The following is a 26,631-nucleotide window of genomic DNA, read 5'->3' as shown; positions in this document are numbered from 1 at the left end:
GACTCTCCCTCCTTGCCTAAACCCGCCCCAGGGCGAAGCCCTTGGCGATGTAGTTGCGCACGAAATAGATGACGATGGCGCCCGGTATGATGGTCAGCACACCGGCCGCCGCCAGGAGCCCGAGTTCGTAGCCCGACGTGGAGGCCGTGCGCGTCATCACCGCCGCAATCGGCTTGGCCGCCACCGATGTGAGCGTCTTGGCCAGAAGTAGTTCCACCCAGGAGAACATGAAGCAGAAGAAGGCCGTCACGCCGATGCCGGATGCGATCAGCGGCATGAAGATCTTCACGAAGAAGCGCGGCCAGGAATAGCCGTCGATATAGGCCGTCTCGTCGATCTCCTTGGGCACGCCGGACATGAACCCCTCCAGGATCCAGACGGCGAGCGGGATGTTGAACAGGCAGTGCGCCAGCGCCACCGCCCATGGCGTGTCGAACAGGCCGATCGCCGAATAGAGCTGGTAGAAGGGCAGCGCGAAGACGGCGGGCGGCGCCATGCGATTGGTCAGAAGCCAGAAGAAGAGATGCTTGTCGCCGAGAAAGCGATAGCGCGAGAAGGCATAGGCCGCCGGCAGCGCGGCCGCGACCGAAATCACCGTGTTGATAAGGACATAGCTGATCGAGCTGATGTAACCGTTGTACCAGACGGGGTTGGTCAGGATCTCGTGATAGCTGGCCAGGGTAAAGTTCTGCGGCCACAGGCTGAACCCGCCCAGGATCTCGTTCGTGGTCTTGAACGACATGTTGACGAGCCAGTAGATCGGCAGCATCAAAAAAATGATGTAGAGGGTCGGAACGAGCCAGCCGAGGCCCTGCAGGACACGCCTTCTGGGCCGTTTCATTGCGCTTCCTCCCGTGTCATCAATGTATAGAAGACCCAGCACACGAGAAGCGTCATCAGGAAGTAGATGATGCTCATGGCGGCCGCGATGCCGAGGTTGAACTCGCCGAGCGCCGCCTTGACCAGATCGATCGACAGGAAGGTCGTCGCGTTGCCGGGCCCGCCGCCCGTCAGCACGAAGGGCTCGGTGTAGATCATGAAGGAATCCATGAAGCGCAGCAGGATGGCGATCGTCAGCACGCGGTTCATCTTGGGCAGCTGGATGAAGCGGAAGACGGACCAGCGCGATGCGCCGTCGATCCTGGCGGCCTGGTAGTAGGCGTCGGGAATCGAGCGCAGCCCGGCATAGGCGAGCAGAACGACCAGCGACGTCCAGTGCCAGACATCCATCAGGACGACGGTGAACCAGGCCGCGAGCGGTTGGCGGGTGAAATTATAGTCGATGCCCAGCGCATTGATCGTGTGGCCGAGCAGGCCGATATCGGGCAGCGCGAAGATGTTCCACATCGCGCCCACGACGTTCCACGGTATGAGAAGCGGCAGCGCCATGAGCACCAGGCACACCGAGACCCAAGGCCCCGAGCGCGGCATGGCCAGCGCGACTGCGACGCCGAGCGGTACCTCGATCAGGAGGATCAGCCCGGTGAACAGGAACTGGCGCAAGAGCGAGGCGTGGAACCGCTCGGAGGCCAGAACCTCGCGGTACCATTTCACACCCTCGAAGAAGAAGAGATTGTTGCCGAAGGTTTCCTGGACCGAATAGTTGACGACCGTCATCAACGGAATGACCGCGTTGAAGGCGACCAGCGCCAGCACCGGCAGCACCATGAACCAGGCCTTGTTGTTCCAGGTCTTGTTCATCGCGCGTCTCCCGGCATTGCATCCTCGTAGTCGACGCGCCAGGAGCCGGCATAGATGTTGATGCCTTCGGGCGCGAAGGCGACCCGCGGCTCGGCCGGAATCTCGTCGTCCTCGGCGAGGATCGCCGCCATCCTGTGGCCCTGAACGAGGGCGCGCACGATCTTGTGGCGACCGATATCCTCGATCTTGTCGATGCGGGCGGGAATGCCCTTTTCGCCGACGCGCACGAATTCCGGACGGATCCCCATTTCGATCGCACCGCCGATTGGCGCATTGAGCGTGCCCGGCAGGTCGAAGCGCTCGTCGCCGAACCGGGCCGTACGGCCTTCGACCGAAACCGGCACGACATTCATTCCTGGCGATCCGATGAAATAGCCGACGAAGGTGTGCTTCGGCCGGTCGAACAGCTCGTCGGGCGTGCCGATCTGGACGATCTCGCCCTCATACATGACGACCACCTTGTCGGCGAAGGTCAGCGCCTCGGTCTGGTCATGCGTGACATAGACCATGGTGTGGCCGAAGCGCTTGTGAAGCTGCTTGAGCTGCGAGCGCAGGACCCATTTCATGTGCGGGTCGATGACCGTCAGCGGCTCGTCGAACAGGATCGCGTTGACGTCCTCGCGCACCAGGCCGCGGCCGAGCGATATTTTCTGCTTCTGATCCGCGGTCAGCCCGCGCGCCTTGCGCTTCGACCAGTCGGCCAACTCGATCATGTCGATGATCTCGCGCACACGCCGGTCCACTTCGGCGTGGCCGACGCCGCGGTTCCTGAGCGGAAAGGCCAGATTGTCGTAGACGCTCATCGTGTCGTAGACGACCGGGAACTGGAAGACCTGGGCGATGTTGCGCTGTTCGGTCGACAGGACGGAAACGTCGTCTCCGTCGAACAGGATGCGTCCTTCGGAGGCCTGGAGCAGACCGGAGATGATGTTGAGCAGCGTGGTCTTGCCACAACCCGAGGGACCGAGCAGCGCATAGGCGCCGCCATCCTCGAAGGCGTAATGCACCTCCTTCAGCGCGTAGTCCTTTTCATCGCGCGGATGGGCCATGTAGGCGTGTCTGATATGATCGAGATCGATGCGCGCCATATTCAATCAGTCCCTACACCGCCATCGGCGCTTGCGAGGTGACGGCAGCGCCGCCGGCGTCGAACACCATCAGGTGCCGTGTATCGATAAAGGCCTCGACCTCGTCGTCCGGCTCCAGATGCAGGATGCCCAACGACAGCATGACCCAGCGCGCGCCGGCAAAATCGAGATGTACGAAGCTTTCGGATCCCGTGATCTCGGTGACCGTCACCCTTGCCCGGACCGGCGCTGAATCGGGCGCCTGGCGTTCGAGTGAAAGATGGTGAGGCTGAAAGCCGATCGTGTATGGGCCGTCGGGTGCGCCAGCAAGATCGTCAGGCGCCGGCAGGCTCGTCCCGCCCTCGAGCAGGAAATCCGCCCCTTGCTTCTTGAGTTCGATCGTATTGAGCGGCGGGTCGGCGAAGGTGCGCGCCGTCGTCAGGTCGACCGGGTTTCGAAAGACGTCGATCGTCGGGCCAAACTGGGTTACCCGCCCCTCGCACAAGGTCGCCGTGTTGCCGCCGAGAAGCAGCGCCTCGTGCGGCTCCGTCGTTGCGTAGACATAGATGGCGCCGGATTCGGCGAAGATCCTCGGCAGTTCCTCGCGCAATTCCTCGCGCAGCTTGTAGTCCAGATTGGCCAGCGGCTCGTCGAGCAGGACCAGGCCGGCATTTTTCACGATGGCGCGGGCGATCGCGGTGCGCTGCTGCTGGCCGCCCGAAAGTTCCAGCGGGGTGCGGTCGAGATAGGGCGTCAGACGCAGGAGATCGGCGGCCCGGCGCACCTCGCGGTCGATCGTCGCGCGGTCGCTGCCGGCGACGCGCAACGGCGAGGCAATGTTTTCATAGACGGTCATCGCCGGGTAGTTGATGAACTGCTGGTAAACCATTGCGATATTGCGCTTTTGCACCGGCAGGCCGGTAACATCGGCGCCATCGAACAGGACCCGTCCGGAGGTCGGCTGGTCGAGCCCCGCCATCAATCGCATGAGGCTGGTCTTGCCGGACAGGGTCGGCCCCAGCAGGACGTTGAGCGTTCCGTGGCGCAGCGACAGCGTCACGTCGCGGATATGCGTCTCCGCGCCAACGACCTTCGAGACGTTCTCGAGTTCCAACATCGATGCTCCTCCCGCATCATATGTTCGCGCCGCCTATTTGGCGGTCGTATTCGTCTTGTCTGCTCCCAGCGTCTGCATGAAATCCGAAACCGCCGCGGCCTCCTCCCGCGTCAGCCGCAAGCCGCGCTTGGTCCGCCGCCAAAGCACGTCTTCACCCGTCACCGCCCATTCGTTCCCAGCCAGATAGCGGATTTCCGCCTCGTAGAGATCGGCGCCGAAATGTCGGCCCAGATCATCCGCCGATCCTGCATTGCCAAGGATAAGGCGGGACCGCGTGCCGTAAAGTCTGTAGAGCCGCCTTGCGTGAGCGGACTGCAGGAACGGATAGTCTTGCATCAGACGATCCACTTCGCCATCGAAATCGGCGACGGCGAAATCGCCGCCGGGCAGATGCGCATCGGCCGTCCAGGGTCCCTTCCTGCGCCCGAGAAAGCCCTCGATCTTTTCCAGAGTCGATTCAGCCAACCGGCGATAAGTCGTGATCTTGCCGCCGAAGACATTGACCAGCGGCGCCGTGCCGTTGCCGCCCTCGGCCGTCAGAACGTAGTCGCGGGTCGCTTCCTGGGCCTTGGAGGCTCCGTCGTCGTAAAGCGGCCGGACCGCCGAATAGGTCCACACGATGTCCTGACGGCGCACCGGTTCGCTGAAATACTCGCTGGCGGCCTCGCACAGATAATCGATCTCGCTGTCGGAGATCGCCACCTCGGCCGGATCGCCGGAATAGTCCCGATCGGTGGTACCGATCAGCGTGAACTCGTCCTCATAAGGGATGGCGAAGATGATGCGGCCGTCCGTATTCTGGAAGAAATAGGCGCGCGGATCATCGAATTTCTGCTTCACCACGATGTGGCTGCCCTGAACGAGACGCACATTGTGCGCGTCGTTGCGGCCCACCGCGCCCGACAGCACCTCGTCCACCCAGGGGCCGCCGGCATTGACCAGAAGCCGCGCCCTCACCGTTTCGACCGTCCCGCCCGCTTCCACCGTGACCGTCCACACGCCGTCGGCGCGCTCGGCATGGGTGACCTTGGCGCGCGTCCTGATCGTCGCGCCGCGGTCGGCTGCGTCGCGCGCATTGAGAACGACGAAACGCGCATCATTCACCCAGCAGTCGGAATATTCGAAGGCGCGGCGGAAGAGCGGCTTGAGCGGCCGGCCCGCCGGGTCGGAGTGCATATCGAGGGTGCGTGTCGGCGGCAAAAGCCTGCGCCCACCGAGATGGTCGTAGAGAAAAAGCCCCAGACGGAGCATCCAGGCGGGCCGCAGCCCCTTGTGATGCGGCAGCACGAAACGCATCGGCCAGATGATGTGCGGCGCGTTCTTCCAAAGAACCTCACGCTCCATCAGCGCCTCGCGCACGAGGCGGAACTCGTAATATTCCAGATAGCGCAACCCGCCATGGATCAGCTTGGTGGACCCGGATGAGGTCCCGCTGGCTAGGTCGTTCATTTCGGCGAGGAAGACGGAATAGCCGCGGCCGACCGCGTCACGGGCGATCCCGCAGCCATTGATTCCGCCGCCAATGACGAAAATGTCGTGGATTCGTTCGACGCCCAATCGGCCCTCCGAAACTTTCGCAATGCAATATGAACCGTGCAATACGAAAGGATTTCGGAATTATTTCGAAATGAGTTCGAATGTCAAACGAAAACGCGCACGGAATCGGCTTCGCCCCTCGCCGTCTCGACGAGCTCGACTTCGGACTCCTCGCAAATGCGGCGGATCGTTTCGATGTCGCAGCGGTCGGTAATGAAGGTGTCGACCTGCGAAAGCTGCGCGATGCGCACAGGTGCGGTGCGCTCGAATTTCGTCGAATCGGCGACCAGGATGACGTGCCGCGCATTGGCGAGGATCGCCTGGGCGACCTTGACCTCGCGAAAGTCGAAATCGAGCAGTGCCCCGTCGGCATCGATGGCCGAGGTTCCAATGACGGCGTAATCGACCTTGAACTGGCGGATGAAATCCACCGCCGCTTCGCCGACAATGCCTCCGTCGGACCCCCGCACGACGCCGCCGGCAATCACCACCTCGATCGAAGGATAGACGCGCATCCGGTTGGCAACATTGATGTTGTTGGTGATGACCATCAGCCCGTCATGGTCGAGCAGCGCCTTGCCGACGGCCTCTGTCGTGGTCCCTATATTGATGAAGAGCGAGGCGCCATCGGGGATCAGGCGCGCCGCCGCCTTGCCGATCGCGTCCTTTTCGCTCGCCGCGATCTCGCGCCGCGCCTCATATTCGACATTCTCGATTCCGGAGGGGAAGAGCGCCCCGCCATGAATGCGCGTCAGGAGCCGCTGCTGGCATAGATCGTTCAGATCCTTGCGGATCGTCTGCGGCGTGACGCCGAAATGGGCGGCAAGATCGTCGACCAGAACACGCCCCTCCCGCTTGGCGATCTGGATGATCTCGTTGTGCCGCGGCGACAGATACATTCCGGTGTCCCTGCTTTCGTTTTCATTTCCATTACAGGAAAACGAAATCGTGCGGAAGGCGCATGACCGCGGCTGTGCAACCGCGGCCTTGCCCGACAGGTCACTTGCCGGCCAGGGCGGCGGCCGCTTCGACGATCGCGTCATAGGCCGCATCGACGTCGGCCTCGCTCGTGTCGAACTGGCCGACCTGAAAGCGGATGGCGAGTTGGCCGTCGACGCGCGTCTGGGTGAGATAGATCTGCCCCGCATCGTTGATCGCATTGACCAGCGCGAGTGTGTGGTCGTCCGCCGGCCCTCCCTCGGGCGGTCGGTGGCGGAAGGAAAACAGCGACAGCATCGGCTGCGTGACGATCTCGAAACCGGGGGTTTTGGCGAGCCGGCGCGCCAGTTTCTGCGACCAGGCGACGTGGTTGCGGATCCGCTCGCGCAGGCCATCGAGCCCGTATGCGCGCATCAGGAACCACAGCTTCAGCGCCCGGAAGCGGCGGCCGAGCGGAACGGTCCATTCCGAATAGTTGATCACACCGTCGCGGCCATGAGTCTTGAGGAATTCCGGCTGGATCGCCAGCGTCTTCACCAGGCTGTCGGGATCGGCAAGGAAATGCACCGAGCAGTCGAACTGCGCGCCGAGCCATTTATGCGGGTTGAAGACGACCGAATCGGCCTCCTCGATGCCTTTCCAATAGCCGCGGAATTCTTCGCAGATCATCGCAGAGCCGGCCCAGGCCGCATCGACATGGACGTAAAGCCCGTGCTTCTTGGCCACCGCACAGACGGCCGCCACGTCGTCCGTTCCGCCGACGCTGGTGCCGCCAACAGATGCCACGATGCCGGCCGGCAGGCGACCGGCGTCCTTGTCGCGCCGAATGGCTGCCTCGAGTTCGGCCGGGTCCATGGCGCGCAACGGACCGGCCACGGGAATGCGGACAAGGTTCTGCTCGCCGATGCCGGCGACCCAGATGGCGCGGTCGATCGAAGTGTGCACCTGGTCCGAGCAATAGATGCGCACCGGCTTCTGACCGGCAAGGCCCTCGCGATTGCCCTGCCATCCAAGAGCGCGCTCACGCATGACGAGGACGGCGGCAAGCGTCGCCGAGGACGCCGAATCCTGGATGACGCCCGAGAAACGGCCAGGCAGGCCGAGCGCCTGGCGCAGCCAATCAATGACACGCGTTTCGAGCTCAGTTGCCGCCGGCGAGGTCTGCCACAGCATGCATTGGGCGGCCATGGCCGAAACCAGATATTCCGCCACCACAGAAGCCGGCGCGGCATTGGCGGGAAAATAGGCGAAGAAGCGCGGATGCTGCCAATGGGTCATTCCGGGCAGGATGGTCTCTTCGAAGTCGGCGAAGATCGCCTCCATCGGCTCGGCCGTTTCCGGCGCCGAGGAGGCAATGGCTGCCGCGACCGCGCCCGGCGTGGTTTGCGCACGCACGGGGCGCTCGCGCAGCGTGCGTCTATACTCCACGCCCCATTCGGCGGCCTTCATCGACCAGTCGCGAAAGCTCTCCTCGTCCATCCCGTCCTCCTTTGTCGGCCGCGCGCCGCAGATGCGATTAACATGTTAACCAGCGATCGGCAGCCCGATCAACGCCGGTCCGACATGGCAGCTTGCCTCGCACCTGACACCGGAGGCCTTCCGGGCACAGCTGCACCGCCGGCGCAGTTCAAAGGACCGGCAGATCGCCTTTCGTCCAGCCCTCGGTCGCCTCGGCGGCGAAGTCGGCAAACCGCCCGGCCTCGATTGCGTCGCGGATGCCCTGCATGAGGCTCTGGTAATAGGACAGGTTGTTCCAGGTCAAAAGCATGCCGCCCAGCGCCTCGCCCGACTTGACGAGGTGATGCAGATAGGCGCGCGAATAGTCGCGCGCGGCCGGACACCCGCTTTCCTCGTCGAGCGGGCGCGGATCCTCGGCATGGCGCGCATTGCGCAGATTGATCTTGCCGCGGCGCGTATAGGCCAGGCCGTGGCGGCCGGCGCGCGTCGGCATCACGCAGTCGAACATGTCGATGCCGCGGGCGACCGACTTGACGATGTCGTCGGGTGTGCCGACGCCCATCAGGTAGCGGGGCTTGTCCTGCGGCAGGACGGGACAGGTCGCCTCGAGCATGTCGAGCATGACCGCCTGCGGCTCGCCGACAGCCAGTCCGCCGACGGCATAGCCTTTCAGGTCCATCGCCTTGAGCACGCTCGCCGAGCGTTCGCGCAAGACGGGGTTGTCGCCGCCCTGGACGATGCCGAACATCGCCTTGCCCGGCTGATCGCCAAAGGCCGCCTTGCAGCGCTCGGCCCAGCGCAGGGACAGTTCCATCGCCTTCTCGATATCGCCGTCCTTGGCCGGCAGCGCCACGCATTCGTCGAGCTGCATCTGGATGTCGGAATCGAGCAGGCCCTGGATCTCGATCGAGCGTTCGGGCGTCATCTCATGGCGCGCCCCGTCGACATGCGACTTGAAGGTGACGCCCTTCTCGGTGAGCTTGCGCAGTTGCGCCAGCGACATGACCTGAAAACCGCCCGAATCGGTGAGGATCGGCCACGGCCAGCGGGCTAACTCATGCAGGCCGCCAAGCCGCGCCACGCGCTCGGCGCCCGGTCGCAGCATCATGTGATAGGTGTTGCCCAGGATGATGTCGCTGCCAAGCGCCCTCACCTGGTCCATATACATGGCCTTGACCGTGCCGCCCGTGCCGACCGGCATGAAGGCGGGCGTGCGCACCGTTCCGCGCGGCATCGTGATGTCGCCGCGCCGCGCCTTGCCGTCCGTGGCCAGCACGCGAAAGGTGAATTTTTCGGTCATTCGGCGTCGCTCCGGGCGAGCAGGCTGGCATCGCCATAGGAATAGAAGCGGTAGCCCGTCTTTATGGCATGAGTGTAAGCCGCCTTCATGCGTTCCAGTCCGCTGAAGGCGGCGACCAGCATGAACAACGTCGAGCGCGGCAGGTGAAAATTGGTCATCAGCATATCGACGGCACGGAAACGATAACCCGGCGTGATGAAGATGTCGGTCGCGCCCGACCATTCGGCGATCGCACCGTCCTTATCGGCCGCACTTTCGATCAATCGGAGCGATGTCGTGCCGACACAGACAATGCGCCCGCCGCGCGCCTTGACCGCGTTGAGGGCGGCTGCCGTCTTGGCATCGACATGGCCGATCTCGGCGTGCATCCGATGGTCCTTGGTATCGTCGGCCTTGACGGGCAGAAACGTGCCGGCGCCGACATGGAGCGTCACGAAATGGCGCTCGACACCTCGGGCGTCCAGCGCGTCGAAGAGCTCGGGCGTGAAATGCAGGCCGGCCGTCGGAGCCGCCACTGCTCCCTCCTCGCGCGCATAGACGGTCTGGTAGTCGGTCAGGTCGCGCGCGTCGTCGGGCCGCTTCGACGCGATATAGGGCGGCAGTGGAACATGGCCGACAGCGTGCAGCGCCTCGTCCAGCACCGGCCCGGAAAGATCGAAGACAAGCAGTGCCTCGCCGCCCTCGCCTTTTTCCGCCACCGTGGCGTCGAGCGACCCGACAAAGCAGGAATTGTTCGAATGGCCGAAGTGGATGCGATCGCCGACCGCCACGCGCTTGGCCGGGCGCAAGAAAGCCTTCCAGCGGTCGGCGGCCATGCGCATGTGCAGCGTCGCGTCGACCTGGGCGATCGCCTCGCCGCGCCGCCGGATGCCTTCAAGCTGGGCGGGAATAACCCTGGTGTCGTTGAAGACCACCGCGTCGCCCGGCCGGAGAAATACCGGCAGGTCGCGCACGACGCGGTCCTGAAAATCGCCGTGCGGCGGGACGACGAGCATGCGCGCCGCATCACGCGGGCTCGCCGGCCTCAGCGCGATCCGGTCTTCGGGGAGTTGAAAGTCAAAAAGATCGACACGCATGGCAATGGGTGGCGTGAATGGTGAATGGTGAATGGTGAATGGTGAAATTGTATTTCTATATCCGACTACAAAAGAAGTTCTTATTCCATATCAATATTCACCACTTCACCATTCAATGCTTCACTTCTCACGCGTCGGCGGCGACCTTCATCGACACGATCTTGTCGGGATCGGTGACCGGCTCGCCGCGCTTGATCTTGTCGACATTGTCCATCCCCTCGATGACCTGGCCCCAGGCCGTATATTGCCGGTTGAGGAAGGAAGCGTCGTCGAAGCAGATGAAGAACTGCGAATTGGCCGAATGCGGGTTCTGGGCGCGCGCCATCGAGCAGGTGCCGCGGCCGTGGTTCATGTTGGAGAATTCGGCCTTGAGGTCGGGCTTGTCCGAACCGCCCATGCCGGCGCGCGCCGGATTGAACGACGGGCCGTCCGACTTGCCGAACTTGACGTCGCCGGTCTGCGCCATGAAGCCGTCGATCACGCGATGGAAGACGACGCCGTCATAGGCGCCCTCGCGGGCCAGTTCCTTGATGCGCGCGACATGGCCGGGTGCCAGGTCGGGGAAAAGCTCGATGACGACGTTGCCCTGCGTGGTTTCCATCAGGATGGTGTTTTCCGGATCCTTGATCTCGGCCATGGTCTGATCCTTTCCGATCTCTAATTGTACCTGTCCAGCCGCCCAGGGCGGCGGTTTCGCTCAGCCGTCGGACGCGATGCGCGCCCTGACTATACGGTCGGGGTCGCTGACGACACCGTTCGAAGCCTGGTCGCCAAGCTTGATCGCGTCGACATGCTCCATGCCGCTTTCTACTTCGCCGACGACCGTGTAGGCGCCGTCGAGATGCGTTGCCGGCGCAAACATGATGAAGAATTGCGAGTTGGCCGAATCGGGGTTCTGCGAGCGGGCCATGCCGACCGCTCCGCGAACGAAATGGGCGTCGGAGAATTCGGCCGGCAGATCATCGAGCGCCGATCCACCCTTGCCGACCCGGGCCGTGTCGAACCCCTCCTCGAGGTCGCCGAACTGCACGTCGCCGGTCTGCGCCATGAAACCATCGATCACCCGGTGAAAGGCGACATTGTCGTAGGCGCCATCGCGCACCAGCGTCTTGATCTGCGCAACGTGCTTGGGCGCCAGATCGGGCCGCAGCGCGATGGTCACGTCTCCGTCCTTCAACGTCAGGACCAGCGTGTCTTCCGGGTCGGCGGCCAGTGCGCCGAAGGTCAGCCCGAACGTAATGATGCAAGCCGAAGCCAGCCTCGAAAGCAGCATCTTAACTCCTCCAGAAATCGTCAGGAATTGAACTTCTTCTTCAATGCGTCAGCCACGACCGCCGGGACGAACGACGTGACCTCTCCGCCCATCGACGCTATCTGGCGCACAAGTGTGGCAGTAATGGTGCGCACCGACGGGCTTGCCGGCAGGAAGACCGTCTGCAATTCGGGCGCCATCGTCTCGTTCATGCCGGCCATCTGCATCTCGTAGTCGAGGTCCGTGCCGTCGCGCAGGCCGCGGATGATGATGGAAACGCCGAGATTGCGCGCCGCGTCGATCACCAGCCCGTCAAACGACACCACCTTCACCCTTGCGGCATCGGCGCCGAGTTCGTCGCGGGTCGATTCCTCGATCAGGCGCACCCGGTCCTCGTAGGAAAAGACCGGCGTCTTGGATGCTTGAACGCCGATCCCGACATAGATCATGTCGGCCACCGCCAGCGCCGCCTTGAGAACGTCGAGATGGCCATTGGTCAACGGGTCGAAGGACCCCGCATAGATTGCTTTGCGCTCTTTCATGCCGCGCTTCTAGCCTTGCCGGCCGGCAAAGGCAATTCATCGCGGCATCGCCGCACATGTCAGGGCGCGGCAGCAGGCATGAACAGCGGCTGAATGACGCGCTTTAACCCCGTTCAGGCGTACCTATGTAAGAAATGCAACAGAAAGCCGAAACCATTTCTGGTTTGCTTCGTTGAAGGTGCAAGGAGACAGAACATGTTGATTGCGATGCTTGCAGCCGCCATGACGATCGCCATGCTGATCGCCACCGCCTTCGCCATTCACGGAGAAGGCCAGCGACGCAAACAGGAAATCCGCCCCGAGCGGCGGCATCCCTTTGTCGTCAGGCGGCACTGATTACCAATTTCCTCTGTCCCGGCCAAACCGCGCCAGCGGCGTTTCTCCTCCCAAACAGCCGCACCGGGACGCAAAAGGCCGCTGCGTTTCTCAACGCAGCGGCTTTTTGTTTGGGCCAGCAAATCGGATTGGCTTATTCGCCGTCTTCGGACAGTGAGGCCGAACCATCGGCGGCTGCGGCCACTTCGGCCTCGACATCGTCCTGTGGTTCGGAAATGCGTTCGACCGACACCACCTTTTCGCCTTCTGCCGTGTTGAAGATCGTCACGCCCTTGGTCGCGCGGCTGGCGAAGCGGATTCCGCTGACGGGGACACGAATGACCTGGCCGCCGTTCGAGACCAGCATGATCTGGTCCTCGTTGGCGACGGGGAACGTCGCCACAAGCCGCCCGATCTCGCCAGTTTTCGATACGTCGGTGGCGCGAATACCCTTGCCGCCGCGGCTCGTCAGCCTGAAATCATAGGATGAGGAGCGCTTGCCGTAGCCGAACTCGGTGACGGTCAGCACGAACTGCTCATGTGCCTTCAGGAACTCGTAACGCTCATCCGAAAGGGCTTCTTCCTCCGTCACATCCTCATTGGTCAGCGCAACGTCCTCTTCATTCTCCTCGTTGGCGAGCTTGCGCTCGGCCACCGAGCGCTTGAGATAGGCTGCGCGTTCTGCCGGCGTGGCCTCGACGTGCTCGAGGATGGCCATCGAAATGGCACGATCGTCCTCGGTCATCGCGACACCGCGCACGCCGATGGAATTGCGGCCCGCAAAGACACGCACATCGGCGACCGAGAAGCGGATGCACTGGCCGGTATCGGCCGTCAGCAACACATCGTCCCGCTCGGTGCAGGTGGCCACGTTGAGGATCGCATCGCCCTCGTCGAGCTTCATGGCGATCTTGCCATTGCGGTTGACCTGCACGAAATCCGACAGCTTGTTGCGGCGCACCGTGCCGCGCGTGGTGGCGAACATCACATCGAGTTCGCCCCAGCTATCCTCATCCTCCGGCAGCGGCATGATGGCGGTGATACGGTCGCCCTCGTCCAGCGGCAGCAGGTTGCGCAGGAACTTGCCGCGCGATTGCGGCGTGCCGACCGGCAGGCGCCAGACCTTCTCCTTGTAGACGATGCCACGCGAGGAGAAGAACAGGATCGGCGTATGGGTGTTGGCGACGAACAGCCGGGTAACGAAATCCGTATCCTTGGTCGACATGCCCGAGCGGCCCTTGCCGCCGCGCGCCTGGGCCCGGTAGATCGAAAGCGGCACGCGCTTGATGTAGCCCTCATGCGTGACCGTGACGACCATCTCCTCGCGCTGGATGAGATCCTCGTCGTCGAGGTCGCCGCCACCGTCGATGATCTCGGTGCGCCGCGGCGTGCCGAACTCCTCACGCACGGCAGCCAGCTCGTCCTTGACGATCTGCTGAATGCGCGCGCGCGAGGACAGGATGTCCAGATAATCTGTGATCTCGGCGCCGATCGTGTTCAGCTCATCGGCGATCTCGTCGCGCCCGAGCGCCGTCAGGCGCTGCAGCCTCAGCTCGAGAATGGCGCGCGCCTGCTCCTCGGACAGATTGTAGGTGCCGTCCTCGTTGATCCTGTGGCGCGGATCGTCGATCAGCCGGATCAGCTCTTCGACGTCCGAAGCCGGCCAGCGCCGCTCCATGAGCTGCTCGCGCGCCGTCTGCGGGTCGGGTGCGTGACGGATCAGCCGGATGACCTCATCGATGTTGGCTACCGCGATCGCCAGGCCGACCAGCACATGCGCCCGTTCGCGCGCTTTCCTGAGCAGATATTTGGTTCGTCGGCTGACAACGTCCTCGCGGAAGAAGACGAACGCCTTGAGGATATCGTGAAGGTTCAGCAGTTCCGGCTTGCCGCCGTTCAGCGCCACCATGTTGCAGCCGAAAGAGGTCTGCAGCGGCGTGAAGCGATAGAGCTGGTTGAGCACCACGTCGGCGACGGCGTCGCGCTTCAGTTCGACGACGACGCGATAGCCCTGACGGTCGCTCTCGTCGCGAATGTCGGAGATGCCCTCGATACGCTTGTCGCGCACCAGCTCGGCCATCTTCTCGATCATCGTCGCCTTGTTGACCTGATAGGGCACCTCGGTGATGATGATGGCCTCGCGGTCGTTGCGGATCTCCTCGATATCCACCTTGCCGCGCATGAGCACGGAGCCGCGTCCGCCCTGATAGGCGCTGTAAATGCCCGAGCGGCCGAGAATGATGCCGCCGGTCGGGAAGTCCGGGCCCGGAATGATCTCCATCAGAGACGGCAGGTCGATTGCCGGATCGTCGATGATGGCTATGGCCGCATCGATGACCTCGCCCAGATTGTGCGGCGGAATGTTGGTCGCCATGCCGACGGCGATGCCGCCAGAGCCATTGACCAGCAGATTGGGGAAGCGCGCCGGCAGGACGCGCGGTTCGGACGCCGTTCCGTCATAATTGTCCTGGAAGTCGACTGTATCCTTGTCGATATCTTCCAGAAGCTCGTGCGCCGCCTTGGTAAGCCGTGCCTCGGTGTAGCGCATGGCCGCCGGCGGGTCGCCGTCGATGGAGCCGAAATTGCCCTGCCCGTCGATCAGCGGCAGGCGCATGGACCAATGCTGGGCCAGGCGCACCAAGGCGTCATAGATGGAGGCGTCGCCATGGGGATGATATTTACCCATGACGTCGGAGACAGGACGCGCAGACTTCACATATCTGCGGTTCCAGTGATAGCCGCTCTCATGCGAGGCGTAGAGGATGCGCCGGTGCACCGGCTTCAGGCCGTCGCGCACGTCGGGCAGCGCGCGGCTCACGATCACGCTCATGGCGTAATCGAGATAGGAACGCTGCATCTCCTCGATGATGGAAATCGGTTCGATGCCGGAGGGGCCGTCTTCCGGCCCGGGCGGATTGGTCAGGTCAGACAAATTTGATCACGATCGCCTAAGGAATCACTGCGCTCCTTATATAGGAAGCCTGCGCAATTCTCCAATCCGCAAGGCATCTTTTCATGACCATTTTCCCTCACGGAATCAAACAGATATGAGAACCAACGAAAATGTCGCGGCGATGATCGAATGTTTGACGCACGAATGTCACGTTCGCCGGGCCAGCGTGGGTGAAGATCGATTCTCTGCCGCGTTGCACCCGCGCCCCGCACGCCAGGCCCCTGGGCTCTCGCCCATGATATTGCGAAACCGCCTGTTGAAGGTCGAAAGGTCGTTGAAGCCGGCCGCGAATGCCACCGACGACACAGGTTCCTCGCTTGTCCGCAGTCGTACCGCCGCGCGTTGCAGCCGCGTTCTCAAGAGGTATTGATAGGGCGTCGAACCGGTAACGGCTCGAAACACGCGCAAGAAATGATAGGGGCTGAGGCAGGCTTCGTCGGCCAGTTCGGCAAGGCCGAGCGGACTGTCGCTGTCGGCCTCGATCCGGCGGATGGCACGCCCGATGCGCCGCTCCTCACCGGACTTTGGAGCGGCGGGACGATGGCACCCAGCATCCAGCAAGAATGCGGCACCGGCGAGGCGCAGTGCCGTCTCGCCTATCGCTCGCGCGTCGCCTTCGGCACAGCAAACTTCGATGTCGGCCGCCAGCCTTATCGTCTCTGCAACCGCCGGCACGCGAGAGAGACGAAAGCGCTCCTTGCGCGCAGCGGGGCTGATGCCCTCGCCCAGTGCCGCGATGAAGTCGTCGTCGAAGTGAAAGGAAATGCATCGATCTCCCGGTGCGTGTTCGTGACCGCATTCGTAACAAGTGCCGGAATTGCCGAGCAGCAGCGACCCGGAGGACATAAACGCTTGACCCTGGGAACAGGCGTATCCGAACGTGCCCGCCGTCACCAGCGCAACGCAGGTCGCATCGTGGAATTCCTCGTAGGGACGGTCACCGGGGCCGGCAGTGCAGACGATTTCGCTTACCCGCCAGCCGCAGCCGTCCGTCAACAAGCCGGAGGTCACGGTCATGGCGTCAAAATAGCAATATTTCCCAAGCGCCGACAGCGCCCGGCGCGCTAGCCATGCGCTCTCCTGACACCTGTTGGAGGCGCATATGACACAAGGCGACCAATCCGCATTTCCGTCCATGCTCCACTATGCCGGCCCCGCACCGGATCTGGCTGAAAAGCTCGCGCTGTACGGCCGCTTCATCGGCGACTGGACCATGGACGTCCTGGCCTACGACACCGATGGCTCGACCCGCGAGGCGACCGGAAGCATCCATTTCGGATGGGTGCTCCAAGGACGCGCGATCCAGGACATCTGGCGTATTCCCGGGTACCGGCCAGGACAACCGGACGATACGGCGCAAAGCTACATGTTCGGCACCACCTTGCGCGTCTTCGATCCAGCGCTCGACGCCTGGCACATCATCTGGGCCGACCCTGTGCGACAGTTCTATTCAACCCAGATCGGACGCGCCGCCGGCCGGGACATCGTGCAGGAAGGCACGGACGGCAAGGGCGTGGCCAACCGCTGGAGCTTCACCGAAATCACCGATCACTCGTTTCACTGGATCGGCGAACACGCGCCCGGCGGCGAATGGTCGAAGACGGTCGAATTCTTCGTCCGCCGGGCCGGTCTTTCAGCATCCACAACAAAGGAAGGACGCAAGCATGCTTGACCACGTCTCCATTGGGGTCGCCGACCTCTCCCGGGCTAAGGCCTTTTACGATGTCGCCATGCCAGCACTCGGGCATCGCATGCTCTACGAGGACGCATCTTCGCTGGGATACGGGTCGGATTCCATCGGCCTTTGGGTCTTGCAGTCGGCACGGCCGGTGAAACCGGATCTGGCCTCGGGGCTGCATTTTTGCTTCGCCGCCCCGGATCGCGCCGGCGTCGACAGCTTCCATGCCGCGGCCCTGGCGGCGGGCGGAACCAGCAACGGCGCGCCGGGTCTGCGGGCCGACTATGGAGAAAACTATTACGCCGCCTTCGTGATCGACCCCGACGGCTACCGGCTGGAAGCCTACTTTCACAAGGCAGCGGATTGAGGAATGTCGGCTGGCCACATCCCCGGCGCGGCTGTAAGACTGCGGCCGTGACAAGGGGACAGCCATGCCGAGTTTCGACGCGGTCTTCAACGCCTTCGTGACCATACTGGTGACCATCGATCCGCCTGGCCTGGCGCCCGTCTTCCTGGCGTTGACGCGCGGCATGAACCGCGCGGAGCGCCGGCAGACCGGCATGCGCGCCTGCATCATCAGCTTCGGCGTGATTGCGCTGTTCGCGCTCGCCGGCGCGGCGATCCTGGCCGTTTTCGGCATCACCCTGCCCGCCTTCCGGGTCGCCGGCGGGCTTCTGCTCTTCTTCATCGCCTTCGAGATGGTCTTCGAGCGGCGCCAGGAGCGCAAGGAACGCAGCGCCGATGCGGCGATAACCAGGGACCACATCCACAACATCGCCGTCTTCCCGCTGGCCATCCCTCTTATTGCCGGTCCGGGCGCCATATCGGCGACGGTGCTGCTGTCGGGCTCGTTCGCGGGACCGGCCGGCCAGGCGACGCTGGTCGCGGTCATTCTCGCCGCCACCACGACAACCTATCTGGTCTTTCTGCTTGCCGAACGCCTCGACAAGTTCCTCGGCCAGACCGGCCGGTCTATCCTGACCCGTCTGCTGGGCGTCATCCTGGCCGCGCTTGCCGTGCAGTTCGTGGCCGACGGCATCAAGGCGCTGATGGCCGCCGCATAAAGGCCGCACAATGGTCTCCGATCTCAACCGGCATCGCCGCGCCTTCTGGGCCCAATTTGCCAGCGAGCAGCCGGCGCTGGCGGCGCGCATGGAGCGGGGCAGCGAATCGACCCGATGGCTGGCCGTGGGCAACCGCCCGCTGATCCTTGCGCATTACATCTCGGCGAACGCCGTGGGCCTGTTCGTGCGCGGCGATCGCGGCACCAGGACGGGCCACATCAGAGAGTTTCTGTTTCCGCATCACGATTTACTGGCCGCGGCCCTGGGCCAGCCCGATATCAGGCTCGGCGATCAATTCCTGCTCGTCAGCCGCCTGCGAACGGACATGCACGACAAGGCCAACTGGCCGAATGCCATCGACTGGCTGGCCGGCAATTCACCGATCTACGAGCGCGCGCTGCGCGACTTGCAGCGCCTGTGAATTCGACCATCCCGCCCGCGGGATTTCACCATCCACAAGTTGGCCCGTCGTCGGCCCTTCATCGCTCCGGCAGCGCGACGTCCAGTTCCTTGCCGCCGAGGCCGTGCACCTTGTCATGCGCGCGAACCGTCACCGTGTCGACGCCGTCGGGAATCTCGATGCCGCCCTGGCTGCGCGTGAACGGCTGCTCATCGACATGCGGATGCAGCAGCACGCGTTCACCGTAGACAGCGCCGTCCGCGCCGACGAGATCCCAGCGGTCGGCATAGTGATCCCACCCCTCGTCGGAATGGCGCACCGTCACATCGAAACGAAAGGTTCCGCCTGGCTCCGGCGTCACCTCCACCGCCACGACATCGGCTTCGCCGGCCGCCGCCGCGGCAACCGCACAAAGCGCCAGTGCGAGCGAGCCTATCGTTCCTCGGATCATGCGCGCCGCCTCCTTTGCCCGAAGAAGCCATTTCTTGCCGCAAAAGCGGGCAGGCATGTGGCGGCGCGCAAGATCGCGGCGGGGCCTCGCGGCGACTACGGCATCTCAGCCAGGATGGCCTTTACGACGGCGGCGGAATTGACCGAGGCGAGCGCCATGAAGGTTGCCATCTCGTTGGCGCCCTCACCGCCGCCGGCAAGGTCGGAGAGGCTGCGCACGGCGAGAAACGGCACGTCATTGGTATAGGTCACATGGGCGACGGCCGCGCTTTCCATGTCGAGCAGCCTGGCCCCAAAAGTGTCATGCGCATATTCGCGGAACGCAGCATTGTCGACGAAAGCCTGGCCGGAAACGCCGTTGCCGCCGACGACGATCTTCGGCGGGGTGGACAGGCACTTATTCTCTTCGGCGCAGTCGCGCAGGTCGAGGCTTGCAGCAACCTTGCGCGCCGCATTGAGAAGGTCCGGGTCGCTCGGAAACCAGAAGCGTTTCTCCAGTCCTTCGCCGCCCTTTTGCGTCACGCCGACCGATCGCGGCACGATCATGCCGAAGCCGGGAAACTCCGGTTTGCCGAAGAAGGGCGGGATGGCGAAGCCTTCATCCGTCTCGCGGGCGAAGATCGCCTCCAGATACTGGCCCCACTTTTCGGCGATCAGCACGTCGCCGATGTTGAATGCCGGATCGACGCCGCCGGCAATGCCCGAAAAGACGACAGAGGTGATGACGAACTGGTCAAGCGCGGACTGCGTCGTCATTGCCGCATTGACCATGCTCACACCGCTCAGAAACATCACCACGTCCTTTCCGGCAAGCGTGCCGGTCAGATAGGTGCGCCCGTTGATCGTATGTTCCTGGCGGTCGGAAAGATCCTCCTGCAGCGCGATCCATTCCGGCTCGAAGGCCGAAACGACGGCGATCCTCGGCGTGTCGTCGAGCACTTCGGCGGCACGCGCCGCGAGCCCGGAAATCAGGCCCAGCCCAATGGCAAGGCAAAGAATCGTGAAACGGATCCGCATGGTGTGACCTCCTGTCGGTTGCACGTGCCTCAGTCCAAGCAACGGCCGTGCCAATCACCCTCTCATAACCCAATATGCGCCGGTGCAATGCCGCGCATCCAGATCACCGCGATCATCGCTGAGGCGGCCGCCTCGCCTCAATCGATCGGGATCATCAGCCGCAGTTCCGGGGCGGCGTCGAAATCGGCGTCGCGCGGATATTCCTCGCGGTGATGATAGGATCCGGTGTCGCGCGTGTGGCCGAGCGATGCGATCCACTCGATCATGCGGCCGTAATGTCTCACCACGTCGCCGTCGCCCGCAGCATGCCAGGCGGTGGCGCAGGTCGTGGACGGCAGGGCAAGGCGCGTGTCGAAGGCCATCGCCGGATCGGCTTCCTCGGCCGCGATCCCGACGAAAGAGCAAAACCCGTCCGGCCGATCGTTCCAGGAAAGAGCGATTATGGGGCTCGCCCACAAGCCGTTTCCCTGGCCGACGCGCGCCTGGACACCGCTGAGAAGAGCACGAACCGCCCCGGCCCGCGCATCTGCGAAGCTCCCCGCCCACGCGATGCCAGCCAATTGCTCGGCCGGGCGGGTGACCACGCCGAAGCCGGCCGCACCCAATTCGCCGGTTTCACAAAGCTGGCACATATTCAGCGTTCACGCGGCAAGCGCGATCAGAACGGAATCTCGTCGTCGAGGTCGCGCGAGAACCCGCCGCCGGCCGCGCCCCTGTCATTGCCGCCACCGGAATTGTCGTTCGGCCCCGACGAACCGAAGTCCGAGCCGCGGCCGCCGCGGTCATAGCCGACCTGGCCCTCGCCGCCGCCCTGGCCGCGCGAATCGAGCATCTGCAGCTCGCCACGGAATTTTTGCAGCACCACCTCGGTCGAATACCGCTCCTGCCCGCTCTGGTCGGTCCATTTGCGGGTCTGGATCTGGCCCTCGATATAGACCTTCATGCCCTTCTTCAGATACTGCTCGGCCACCTTGGCCAGATTGTCGTTGAAGATCACCACCCTGTGCCATTCGGTGCGCTCCTGGCGCTCGCCGGAATTGCGGTCGCGCCACGATTCGGACGTGGCGACACGCAGATTGACGACCGGATCGCCCGAATTGAGGCGGCGGATCTCGGGATCAGCGCCCAGATTGCCCACCAGAATGACCTTGTTGACGCTGCCCGCCATGTTGCTTCTCCACGCTCGTCCTAAGTTTTACCGTTCTATCGCACACTCTGCCGGTGATTGAGACTCTTCTGTGTCGCGCTACGGCCGAATGCGCGGCACTGTCCACAAATCATTTTGTTCTATTTTTGTTCTTATCGCAACAGCGCTTCGTCGGCAAGCGCTTTCGATCGTATTCAGTCCGGCGCCGCGCCCCGCATTGCAATCACGACGGCGCCGGCTACGGTCGCAGCTTTCGCTAAAACATGTGCCTTTCGCTCAACGGAATCATTTGAGCGAAAGGCACATGTTCCAGCTTATTGATCTGGCGCGCATATCTTTGCTTCAAACGTTGCCGTTTGAAGCAAACGCGCGCTAAAGGGACACCCATGCGATTCTTGGCCATTTCCTCGCGACCATTGCTGCCTCTTGCCGTCGGCGCGCTTATCATTGCCTTGACCGCGTCCATCCTTCTGACCATGGGCCGCGTGCCGATTTGCACCTGCGGCGAGATCAAGTTCTGGGTCGGCGAGGTGAACTCCCCCGACAATTCACAGCATCTGGCCGACTGGTACTCCCTGTCGCACATCATCCACGGCTTCCTGTTCTACTGGGCCCTGGCCGCCGCCGCGCCAAGGCTTGCCGTCGGCTGGCGGGCGACGATCGCCATTCTTGTCGAAGCCGCCTGGGAGATCGTCGAAAACAGCCCCTTGATCATCAACCGCTACCGCGAGGCCACGATGGCCGTCGGCTATGCCGGCGACAGCGTCATCAACTCGGTTGCCGACATAGTGTGGATGCTCGTCGGCTTCTGGCTGGCGCGCGCGCTTCCCGTTTGGATGACGATCGCCCTGGCGATTGCCTTCGAAGTCGTGGCCGCCATTGTGATCAGGGATAATCTGACCTTGAACGTCGTCATGCTCATCTGGCCGATCGATGCGATCCGGGCGTGGCAGTCGGCATTGTAGCGGGAATTGCAACCGGCCAAAAAAACAGGCCTCGCCGCTACCTGTCTCGAGCGCGCGAGGCCTTTTTTGTTTGGACTCCGACCTCTCAGTTCGAAGTCCAATAGCCAGTTCGAACTGGCCGATCTTTGCTTCGCATCACAATGATGCGTGCTTCAAAATCTAGCGATGTCGATGATTAACGGCAGCCTCGGCGGTATCGCCTCAGGCGACCGGCCGGCTCGCCGTGGCCCCGATCAAGCGGAGCCTGGAGGGACTGTCCGGTGGGGTCATACCTCGCTCCATTGTTCGTTGCGTCCAGAATGCCGTTTCACGCTCGAACCTTCGCGTCTGCGGCGCCTCGCAAACGGTCATTCCGGTTGACCTCGAAGGCGATCGCGAAAGACACCGAAACTCTGCGCCGGCCCGGCGCCGCATGTCAACAGAAACCGGGCGCCGGGCCCAAAATGTGATCGCTGCACCGCTGCATGCACCCCCGCGACATGGCTTGTCAGGAACCTGTTTCCTCTTTGTTCTTTTGACTTGCCCTCCTCCCCCAAAGGGGTCTAACTCATGAACCGGATATTGACGCCGGACTCCACATTCCGGCACTGCAACCTATATGAGCGAGGCCGGTGACTGCGGCCGGCAACGCAACAGATTTCGATCACGAGGCGGCAATCCGGCCATGGCCGAGCACAAGTTCATTTCCGTTCGCGGTGCGCGCGAACACAATCTGAAGAATGTCGACATCGACCTGCCGCGCAACAGCCTGACGGTGATGACCGGGCTGTCGGGATCGGGCAAGTCGTCGCTCGCTTTCGACACGATCTATGCCGAGGGCCAGCGGCGCTACGTGGAGAGCCTGTCGTCCTATGCACGCCAGTTTCTCGACATGATGCAGAAGCCGGATGTCGACCAGATCGACGGCCTGTCGCCGGCCATCTCGATCGAGCAGAAGACCACGTCGAAGAACCCGCGCTCGACTGTCGGCACGGTGACGGAAATCTACGATTACATGCGGCTCTTGTTCGCCCGTGTCGGCGTGCCCTACTCGCCGGCAACCGGGCTGCCGATCGAAAGCCAGACGGTCTCGCAGATGGTCGACCGGGTCCTGGCGCTCGAGGAAGGCACCAGGCTCTACATCATGGCGCCGATCGTGCGCGGGCGCAAAGGCGAATACCGCAAGGAACTGGCGGAACTGCAGAAGAAGGGTTTTCAGCGCGTCAAGGTGGACGGCGAGTTCCACGAGATCGCCGACGTGCCGGCGCTCGACAAGAAGTACAAGCACGACATCGACGTGGTGGTCGACCGCGTCGTCGTGCGGCCCGACCTGGCGACGCGGCTGGCCGATTCCATCGAGACCTGCCTAAGACTCGCCGACGGGCTGGCGGTGGCCGAGTTCGCCGACCGGCCGCTTCCCGCCGAAGTGACGGGCGAAGACGCCGTCAACAAGTCGAAGAACGAGACCCATGAGCGGCTTCTGTTTTCGGAAAAGTTCGCTTGCCCGGTCTCCGGCTTCACCATTCCTGAGATCGAGCCGCGGCTGTTCTCCTTCAACAATCCGTTCGGCGCCTGCCCGGCCTGCGACGGGCTGGGCAGCCTGCGCGATATCGACGCCGATCTCGTCGTGCCGGACGAAAACCGCAGCCTGCGCGACGGCGCCATCGCGCCTTGGGCGCGCTCGACCTCGCCTTTCTATACCCAGACCCTGGAAGCGCTGGGCAAAGCCTACGGCTTCAAGATCGGCGACAAATGGAAGGATCTGCCCGAAGAGGCGCGCCAAGCGATCCTCAACGGCACCGGCGAGCACAAGATCACCTTTTCCTACGACGACGGGCTGCGCTCCTACCAGACGACCAAGACGTTCGAGGGCGTGGTCCCCAACCTGCAGCGGCGCTGGAAGGAAACGGACTCGGCCTGGAGCCGGGAAGAAATCGAGCGCTACATGTCGGCCTCCCCCTGCCCGGCCTGCAACGGCTACAGGCTGAAGCCCGAGGCGCTGGCGGTGAAGATCGCCGGCAAGCATATCGGCGAGGTGACGGAACTGTCGATCCGCAATGCCGGGCGCTGGTTCGAGGCCCTGCCCGAAGCCATGACCGGCAAGCAGAACGAGATCGCGACGCGCATTCTCAAGGAGATCCGCGAGCGGCTGACCTTCCTCAACGATGTCGGGCTCGACTATCTGACCCTGTCGCGCAATTCCGGCACACTGTCGGGCGGCGAAAGCCAGCGCATCCGGCTCGCCTCGCAGATCGGCTCAGGCCTGACCGGCGTGCTCTACGTGCTGGACGAGCCGTCGATCGGGCTGCATCAGCGCGACAATGCGCGGCTGCTCGACACGCTGAAACATCTGCGCGACCTCGACAACACGGTGATCGTCGTCGAGCATGACGAGGACGCCATCCTGCACGCCGACCATGTCGTCGACATGGGCCCGGCCGCCGGCATTCATGGCGGGCGCGTGGTCGCCGAGGGCACGCCGGCCGAGATCATGGCCAATCCGAATTCGCTGACCGGCCAGTACCTGTCCGGCCATCTGGCGATCCCGATGCCGGATACGCTCAGGCCGTTCCGCAAAGGAAAGCGCATCAAGGTCGTCGGCGCGCGCGGCAACAATCTGAAGAACGTGACGGCGGAGATCCCGCTCGGCACCTTCACCTGCGTCACCGGCGTTTCCGGCGGCGGCAAGTCGACCTTCCTCATCGAGACGCTCTACAAGGCGGCATCGCGCCGCATCATGGGCTCGCGCGAGCATCCCGCCGACCATGACCGTATCGAGGGGCTGGAATTCCTCGACAAGGTGATCGACATCGACCAGTCGCCCATCGGCCGCACGCCGCGCTCCAACCCGGCCACCTATACCGGCGCCTTCACGCCGATCCGCGACTGGTTCGCCGGCCTGCCGGAGGCAAAGGCACGCGGCTATCAGCCCGGCCGGTTTTCCTTCAACGTCAAGGGCGGGCGCTGCGAGGCCTGCCAGGGCGACGGTGTCATCAAGATCGAGATGCACTTTCTGCCCGACGTCTACGTGACCTGCGACGTCTGCGACGGCAAGCGCTACAACCGCGAGACGCTGGAGGTCACCTTCAAGGGCAAGTCGATCGCCGACGTGCTCGACATGACGGTGGAGGAAGGCGTCGAGTTCTTCGCCGCCGTGCCGGCCGTGCGCGACAAGCTCAAGACACTGGCCAAGGTGGGGCTGGACTATATCCATATCGGCCAGCAGGCGACTACGCTTTCGGGCGGCGAAGCCCAGCGCATCAAGCTGGCCAAGGAGTTGTCGCGCAAGGCGACCGGCAAGACGCTCTACATTCTCGACGAGCCGACGACGGGCCTGCATTTCCACGACATCGCCAAGCTGCTCGAGGTGCTGCACGAGCTGGTTGCCCAGGGCAACACGGTGGTCGTCATCGAGCACAATCTGGAAGTCATCAAGACGGCCGACTGGATCCTCGACCTCGGTCCCGAGGGCGGCGACGGCGGCGGCGAACTGGTGGTCGCCGGCACGCCGGACGACGTCATGGCCGAACCGCGCTCCTATACCGGGCAATTTCTCAAGGAACTGCTGGAGAGAAGGCCGGAGGCGGGCGAGGCGGAAGCGGCGGAATAGGCGTCCAGCACGGGCAGATCATCCATCGACATCGGATCGGTCCGCTCACGCTGCGTCGTCCTGGAAGCCGACCCCGCGCAAGATGGTGAAAAGGGATCGCCGCCGTCCAGGTACAAGGACATTACGGATAGGGTCAGGCCCACACCGGCTCCGCCCCGAGCAGTCTCAACCCCTTGTCGCTCGACACGATCCTTAAGTCCTCGATCGCGGCCTGCGCGACCAGCATGCGGTCGAACGGATCGCGGTGCTGGCGGTCATACGACCCTGCACGGATCGCGTGCCGGGCAGACATCGGCAGAAGGTCAAACCCCTCGGACGCAACCAGTTCTTCGAACGCGCCGACCAGAAGCTCCGCCTCCGGCCAGCGCCCCCGATAATGCTTGTAGGACATTTCGTAGGCGGACACCGCGCTTGCGAACACCTGAATATCCGCGTCGCCAAGAGTTTCGCGAACCTTTGCCGGCAGAAGTTCGGGAAAATAGACCCACCAGAACAATGCATGGGTATCGAGCAGATAGCTCACCGGTCACCATCGCGCGAATATTTGCCTTCCCAGGCATCCAGTTCGTCCTGCTCCAAAGGCTGATCGAACAGGTCGGGCGGCAGGCTGCCGCGCAGATGCGCGAAGCGCCCCGGCACGCGCGGCTTCTTTTCTTCGACCGGCATCACCTTCGCCACCGCCCTGCCCTGCTGCATGATCGTGAATTCCTTCCCCGCCGCCAGCGCCTGGCGCAGTTCGCTCACGTCGAACGCGGCCTGCTTGTCCTCGGCAAACCCGACCCGCTGGATCATGTCGTCCCATTCCTGCGGGAACCGGCGATAGTAGTCCGCGATGTCCTCCTTGCTGATATAATCGTCGGGTGCGTGCTCCCACGGCTCCAGTTCGATCGGCGGCAAGGGTTCGCCCCGCGTCCGCACCGAAACCAGCCTCGCCACCGGCTTGTTGTTGCGCGCGATCACGATCTCTGCGCCTGCTTCAACTTCTGTCAGGAGCCTGGAGAGTTCGGTCTTGGCCTTATGGACATTCACCATCTTCATGCGCCATAACTTAGCTAAGCAATGGAC

The 26,631-nt window shown here is 63.3% G+C and carries 27 protein-coding genes; 7 read left to right on the top strand and 20 right to left on the bottom strand.

Going from position 1 to position 26,631, the window contains the following annotated elements; genetic code table 11:
- Window positions 1–16: 16 nt before the first annotated feature.
- The 12 genes from GM909_RS20135 to coaD form a co-directional block, all read right to left on the bottom strand.
- Entirely contained in the window at window positions 17–841 is an 825-nt protein-coding gene (locus GM909_RS20135) for a carbohydrate ABC transporter permease (RefSeq protein WP_157019010.1), read from the bottom strand.
- The gene (locus tag GM909_RS20130; RefSeq protein ID WP_157019009.1) at window positions 838–1,701 is read right to left on the bottom strand and encodes a carbohydrate ABC transporter permease; all 864 of its coding nucleotides are present in this window, start codon (window positions 1,699–1,701) and stop codon (window positions 838–840) included. Before GM909_RS20130 ends, GM909_RS20135 begins: the two co-directional genes overlap by 4 nt.
- Window positions 1,698–2,789, bottom strand: coding sequence for an ABC transporter ATP-binding protein (locus GM909_RS20125; RefSeq protein ID WP_157019008.1), 1,092 nt, complete (start codon window positions 2,787–2,789; stop codon window positions 1,698–1,700). The genes GM909_RS20130 and GM909_RS20125 overlap by 4 nt, the downstream gene beginning before the upstream one ends.
- Window positions 2,790–2,802: 13 nt before the next feature.
- Entirely contained in the window at window positions 2,803–3,885 is a 1,083-nt protein-coding gene (locus tag GM909_RS20120) for an ABC transporter ATP-binding protein (RefSeq protein ID WP_157019007.1), read from the bottom strand.
- A 33-nt stretch (window positions 3,886–3,918) separates the two neighbouring features.
- A complete protein-coding gene (gene glpD / locus GM909_RS20115; RefSeq protein WP_157019006.1) occupies window positions 3,919–5,442 on the bottom strand; it encodes a glycerol-3-phosphate dehydrogenase in 1,524 nt (507 codons plus the stop codon).
- 83 nt (window positions 5,443–5,525) lie between these two features.
- Complete coding sequence (locus tag GM909_RS20110; RefSeq protein WP_157019005.1) at window positions 5,526–6,320, bottom strand: DeoR/GlpR family DNA-binding transcription regulator; 795 nt, start codon at window positions 6,318–6,320, stop codon at window positions 5,526–5,528.
- A 100-nt stretch (window positions 6,321–6,420) separates the two neighbouring features.
- Entirely contained in the window at window positions 6,421–7,839 is a 1,419-nt protein-coding gene (locus GM909_RS20105) for a pyridoxal phosphate-dependent decarboxylase family protein (RefSeq protein ID WP_157019004.1), read from the bottom strand.
- Between the two features lie 148 nt (window positions 7,840–7,987).
- Window positions 7,988–9,118: a tRNA guanosine(34) transglycosylase Tgt gene (tgt, locus tag GM909_RS20100; RefSeq protein WP_157019003.1), complete on the bottom strand. Its 1,131-nt coding sequence runs from the start codon at window positions 9,116–9,118 to the stop codon at window positions 7,988–7,990.
- The gene (queA, locus tag GM909_RS20095; RefSeq protein WP_157019002.1) at window positions 9,115–10,194 is read right to left on the bottom strand and encodes a tRNA preQ1(34) S-adenosylmethionine ribosyltransferase-isomerase QueA; all 1,080 of its coding nucleotides are present in this window, start codon (window positions 10,192–10,194) and stop codon (window positions 9,115–9,117) included. The genes tgt and queA overlap by 4 nt, the downstream gene beginning before the upstream one ends.
- 127 nt (window positions 10,195–10,321) lie before the next feature.
- A complete protein-coding gene (locus GM909_RS20090; protein ID WP_157019001.1) occupies window positions 10,322–10,831 on the bottom strand; it encodes a peptidylprolyl isomerase in 510 nt (169 codons plus the stop codon).
- Between the two features lie 60 nt (window positions 10,832–10,891).
- Entirely contained in the window at window positions 10,892–11,467 is a 576-nt protein-coding gene (locus tag GM909_RS20085; RefSeq protein ID WP_157019000.1) for a peptidylprolyl isomerase, read from the bottom strand.
- A gap of 20 nt (window positions 11,468–11,487) precedes the next feature.
- Window positions 11,488–11,988, bottom strand: a complete 501-nt coding sequence (coaD, locus tag GM909_RS20080) for a pantetheine-phosphate adenylyltransferase (protein WP_157018999.1) — start codon at window positions 11,986–11,988, stop codon at window positions 11,488–11,490.
- A gap of 195 nt (window positions 11,989–12,183) precedes the next feature.
- On the opposite strand from coaD, the gene GM909_RS25830 reads away from it, so the two are divergent.
- Entirely contained in the window at window positions 12,184–12,324 is a 141-nt protein-coding gene (locus GM909_RS25830; RefSeq protein WP_198174326.1) for a hypothetical protein, read from the top strand.
- Window positions 12,325–12,457: 133 nt separating this feature from the next.
- Here the strand turns inward: GM909_RS25830 and gyrA are convergent, their stop codons facing one another.
- Window positions 12,458–15,235: a DNA gyrase subunit A gene (gyrA, locus tag GM909_RS20075; protein WP_157018998.1), complete on the bottom strand. Its 2,778-nt coding sequence runs from the start codon at window positions 15,233–15,235 to the stop codon at window positions 12,458–12,460.
- 168 nt (window positions 15,236–15,403) lie between these two features.
- Window positions 15,404–16,273, bottom strand: a complete 870-nt coding sequence (locus tag GM909_RS20070) for a helix-turn-helix transcriptional regulator (RefSeq protein ID WP_157018997.1) — start codon at window positions 16,271–16,273, stop codon at window positions 15,404–15,406.
- Window positions 16,274–16,358: 85 nt separating this feature from the next.
- Here GM909_RS20070 and GM909_RS20065 point away from each other — a divergent pair, with 85 nt between their 5' ends.
- The 4 genes from GM909_RS20065 (at window position 16,359) to GM909_RS20050 (ending at window position 18,419) form a co-directional block, all read left to right on the top strand.
- On the top strand, window positions 16,359–16,928 hold the full coding sequence (locus GM909_RS20065) for a hypothetical protein (RefSeq protein WP_235911989.1): 570 nt from the start codon (window positions 16,359–16,361) through the stop codon (window positions 16,926–16,928).
- On the top strand, window positions 16,921–17,301 hold the full coding sequence (locus tag GM909_RS20060; protein ID WP_157018996.1) for a VOC family protein: 381 nt from the start codon (window positions 16,921–16,923) through the stop codon (window positions 17,299–17,301). The genes GM909_RS20065 and GM909_RS20060 overlap by 8 nt, the downstream gene beginning before the upstream one ends.
- Before the next feature lie 64 nt (window positions 17,302–17,365).
- Complete coding sequence (locus GM909_RS20055; protein WP_157018995.1) at window positions 17,366–17,998, top strand: MarC family protein; 633 nt, start codon at window positions 17,366–17,368, stop codon at window positions 17,996–17,998.
- Window positions 17,999–18,008: 10 nt separating this feature from the next.
- Window positions 18,009–18,419, top strand: a complete 411-nt coding sequence (locus GM909_RS20050) for a hypothetical protein (RefSeq protein ID WP_157018994.1) — start codon at window positions 18,009–18,011, stop codon at window positions 18,417–18,419.
- A 58-nt stretch (window positions 18,420–18,477) separates the two neighbouring features.
- On the opposite strand, the gene GM909_RS20045 is transcribed toward GM909_RS20050, so the two are convergent.
- The 4 genes from GM909_RS20045 to GM909_RS20030 form a co-directional block, all read right to left on the bottom strand.
- The gene (locus GM909_RS20045) at window positions 18,478–18,849 is read right to left on the bottom strand and encodes a hypothetical protein (protein WP_157018993.1); all 372 of its coding nucleotides are present in this window, start codon (window positions 18,847–18,849) and stop codon (window positions 18,478–18,480) included.
- Between the two features lie 95 nt (window positions 18,850–18,944).
- Window positions 18,945–19,865, bottom strand: a complete 921-nt coding sequence (locus GM909_RS20040) for a 5'-methylthioadenosine/S-adenosylhomocysteine nucleosidase (RefSeq protein WP_157018992.1) — start codon at window positions 19,863–19,865, stop codon at window positions 18,945–18,947.
- A gap of 137 nt (window positions 19,866–20,002) precedes the next feature.
- Complete coding sequence (locus GM909_RS20035; RefSeq protein WP_157018991.1) at window positions 20,003–20,497, bottom strand: GyrI-like domain-containing protein; 495 nt, start codon at window positions 20,495–20,497, stop codon at window positions 20,003–20,005.
- Between the two features lie 26 nt (window positions 20,498–20,523).
- Window positions 20,524–21,033, bottom strand: a complete 510-nt coding sequence (locus GM909_RS20030) for a single-stranded DNA-binding protein (protein ID WP_157018990.1) — start codon at window positions 21,031–21,033, stop codon at window positions 20,524–20,526.
- 365 nt (window positions 21,034–21,398) lie between these two features.
- Between GM909_RS20030 and GM909_RS20025 the strand changes: the two genes are divergently transcribed.
- Window positions 21,399–21,977 carry a DUF2585 domain-containing protein gene (locus tag GM909_RS20025; RefSeq protein WP_157018989.1) on the top strand — a complete coding sequence of 193 codons (579 nt, stop codon included), beginning with the start codon at window positions 21,399–21,401 and terminating at the stop codon, window positions 21,975–21,977.
- A 664-nt stretch (window positions 21,978–22,641) separates the two neighbouring features.
- Window positions 22,642–25,566 (top strand): excinuclease ABC subunit UvrA, encoded by a 2,925-nt coding sequence (uvrA, locus tag GM909_RS20020; RefSeq protein ID WP_157018988.1) that lies wholly within the window; start codon window positions 22,642–22,644, stop codon window positions 25,564–25,566.
- A gap of 133 nt (window positions 25,567–25,699) precedes the next feature.
- On the opposite strand, the gene GM909_RS20015 is transcribed toward uvrA, so the two are convergent.
- Both GM909_RS20015 and GM909_RS26100 read right to left on the bottom strand, forming a co-directional pair.
- Window positions 25,700–26,089, bottom strand: a complete 390-nt coding sequence (locus GM909_RS20015) for a type II toxin-antitoxin system VapC family toxin (RefSeq protein ID WP_157018987.1) — start codon at window positions 26,087–26,089, stop codon at window positions 25,700–25,702.
- Window positions 26,086–26,598 carry a type II toxin-antitoxin system Phd/YefM family antitoxin gene (locus tag GM909_RS26100; protein ID WP_235911988.1) on the bottom strand — a complete coding sequence of 171 codons (513 nt, stop codon included), beginning with the start codon at window positions 26,596–26,598 and terminating at the stop codon, window positions 26,086–26,088. Before GM909_RS26100 ends, GM909_RS20015 begins: the two co-directional genes overlap by 4 nt.
- Between the last annotated feature and the right edge of the window lie 33 nt (window positions 26,599–26,631).

It is taken from the genome of Mesorhizobium xinjiangense, from assembly GCF_009749525.1.
GTDB classification, from domain to species: domain Bacteria; phylum Pseudomonadota; class Alphaproteobacteria; order Rhizobiales; family Rhizobiaceae; genus Mangrovimarina; species Mangrovimarina xinjiangensis.
Note: the sequence above shows the minus strand (reverse complement) of the source record. Positions and strands in the feature narration are given on the sequence as shown.

Bases quoted from the DNA above. Each gene is read 5' to 3' on its own strand.
- GM909_RS20135 (WP_157019010.1), bottom strand. From the start codon at position 841: ATGAAACGGCCCAGAAGGCGTGTCCTGCAGGGCCTCGGCTGGCTCGTT.
- GM909_RS20130 (WP_157019009.1), bottom strand. From the start codon at position 1,701: ATGAACAAGACCTGGAACAACAAGGCCTGGTTCATGGTGCTGCCGGTG.
- GM909_RS20125 (WP_157019008.1), bottom strand. From the start codon at position 2,789: ATGGCGCGCATCGATCTCGATCATATCAGACACGCCTACATGGCCCAT.
- GM909_RS20120 (WP_157019007.1), bottom strand. From the start codon at position 3,885: ATGTTGGAACTCGAGAACGTCTCGAAGGTCGTTGGCGCGGAGACGCAT.
- GM909_RS20110 (WP_157019005.1), bottom strand. From the start codon at position 6,320: ATGTATCTGTCGCCGCGGCACAACGAGATCATCCAGATCGCCAAGCGG.
- GM909_RS20105 (WP_157019004.1), bottom strand. From the start codon at position 7,839: ATGGACGAGGAGAGCTTTCGCGACTGGTCGATGAAGGCCGCCGAATGG.
- tgt (WP_157019003.1), bottom strand. From the start codon at position 9,118: ATGACCGAAAAATTCACCTTTCGCGTGCTGGCCACGGACGGCAAGGCG.
- queA (WP_157019002.1), bottom strand. From the start codon at position 10,194: ATGCGTGTCGATCTTTTTGACTTTCAACTCCCCGAAGACCGGATCGCG.
- GM909_RS20090 (WP_157019001.1), bottom strand. From the start codon at position 10,831: ATGGCCGAGATCAAGGATCCGGAAAACACCATCCTGATGGAAACCACG.
- GM909_RS20085 (WP_157019000.1), bottom strand. From the start codon at position 11,467: ATGCTGCTTTCGAGGCTGGCTTCGGCTTGCATCATTACGTTCGGGCTG.
- coaD (WP_157018999.1), bottom strand. From the start codon at position 11,988: ATGAAAGAGCGCAAAGCAATCTATGCGGGGTCCTTCGACCCGTTGACC.
- GM909_RS25830 (WP_198174326.1), top strand. From the start codon at position 12,184: ATGTTGATTGCGATGCTTGCAGCCGCCATGACGATCGCCATGCTGATC.
- GM909_RS20070 (WP_157018997.1), bottom strand. From the start codon at position 16,273: ATGACCGTGACCTCCGGCTTGTTGACGGACGGCTGCGGCTGGCGGGTA.
- GM909_RS20065 (WP_235911989.1), top strand. From the start codon at position 16,359: ATGACACAAGGCGACCAATCCGCATTTCCGTCCATGCTCCACTATGCC.
- GM909_RS20060 (WP_157018996.1), top strand. From the start codon at position 16,921: ATGCTTGACCACGTCTCCATTGGGGTCGCCGACCTCTCCCGGGCTAAG.
- GM909_RS20055 (WP_157018995.1), top strand. From the start codon at position 17,366: ATGCCGAGTTTCGACGCGGTCTTCAACGCCTTCGTGACCATACTGGTG.
- GM909_RS20050 (WP_157018994.1), top strand. From the start codon at position 18,009: ATGGTCTCCGATCTCAACCGGCATCGCCGCGCCTTCTGGGCCCAATTT.
- GM909_RS20045 (WP_157018993.1), bottom strand. From the start codon at position 18,849: ATGATCCGAGGAACGATAGGCTCGCTCGCACTGGCGCTTTGTGCGGTT.
- GM909_RS20040 (WP_157018992.1), bottom strand. From the start codon at position 19,865: ATGCGGATCCGTTTCACGATTCTTTGCCTTGCCATTGGGCTGGGCCTG.
- GM909_RS20035 (WP_157018991.1), bottom strand. From the start codon at position 20,497: ATGTGCCAGCTTTGTGAAACCGGCGAATTGGGTGCGGCCGGCTTCGGC.
- GM909_RS20030 (WP_157018990.1), bottom strand. From the start codon at position 21,033: ATGGCGGGCAGCGTCAACAAGGTCATTCTGGTGGGCAATCTGGGCGCT.
- GM909_RS20025 (WP_157018989.1), top strand. From the start codon at position 21,399: ATGCGATTCTTGGCCATTTCCTCGCGACCATTGCTGCCTCTTGCCGTC.
- uvrA (WP_157018988.1), top strand. From the start codon at position 22,642: ATGGCCGAGCACAAGTTCATTTCCGTTCGCGGTGCGCGCGAACACAAT.
- GM909_RS26100 (WP_235911988.1), bottom strand. From the start codon at position 26,598: ATGGTGAATGTCCATAAGGCCAAGACCGAACTCTCCAGGCTCCTGACA.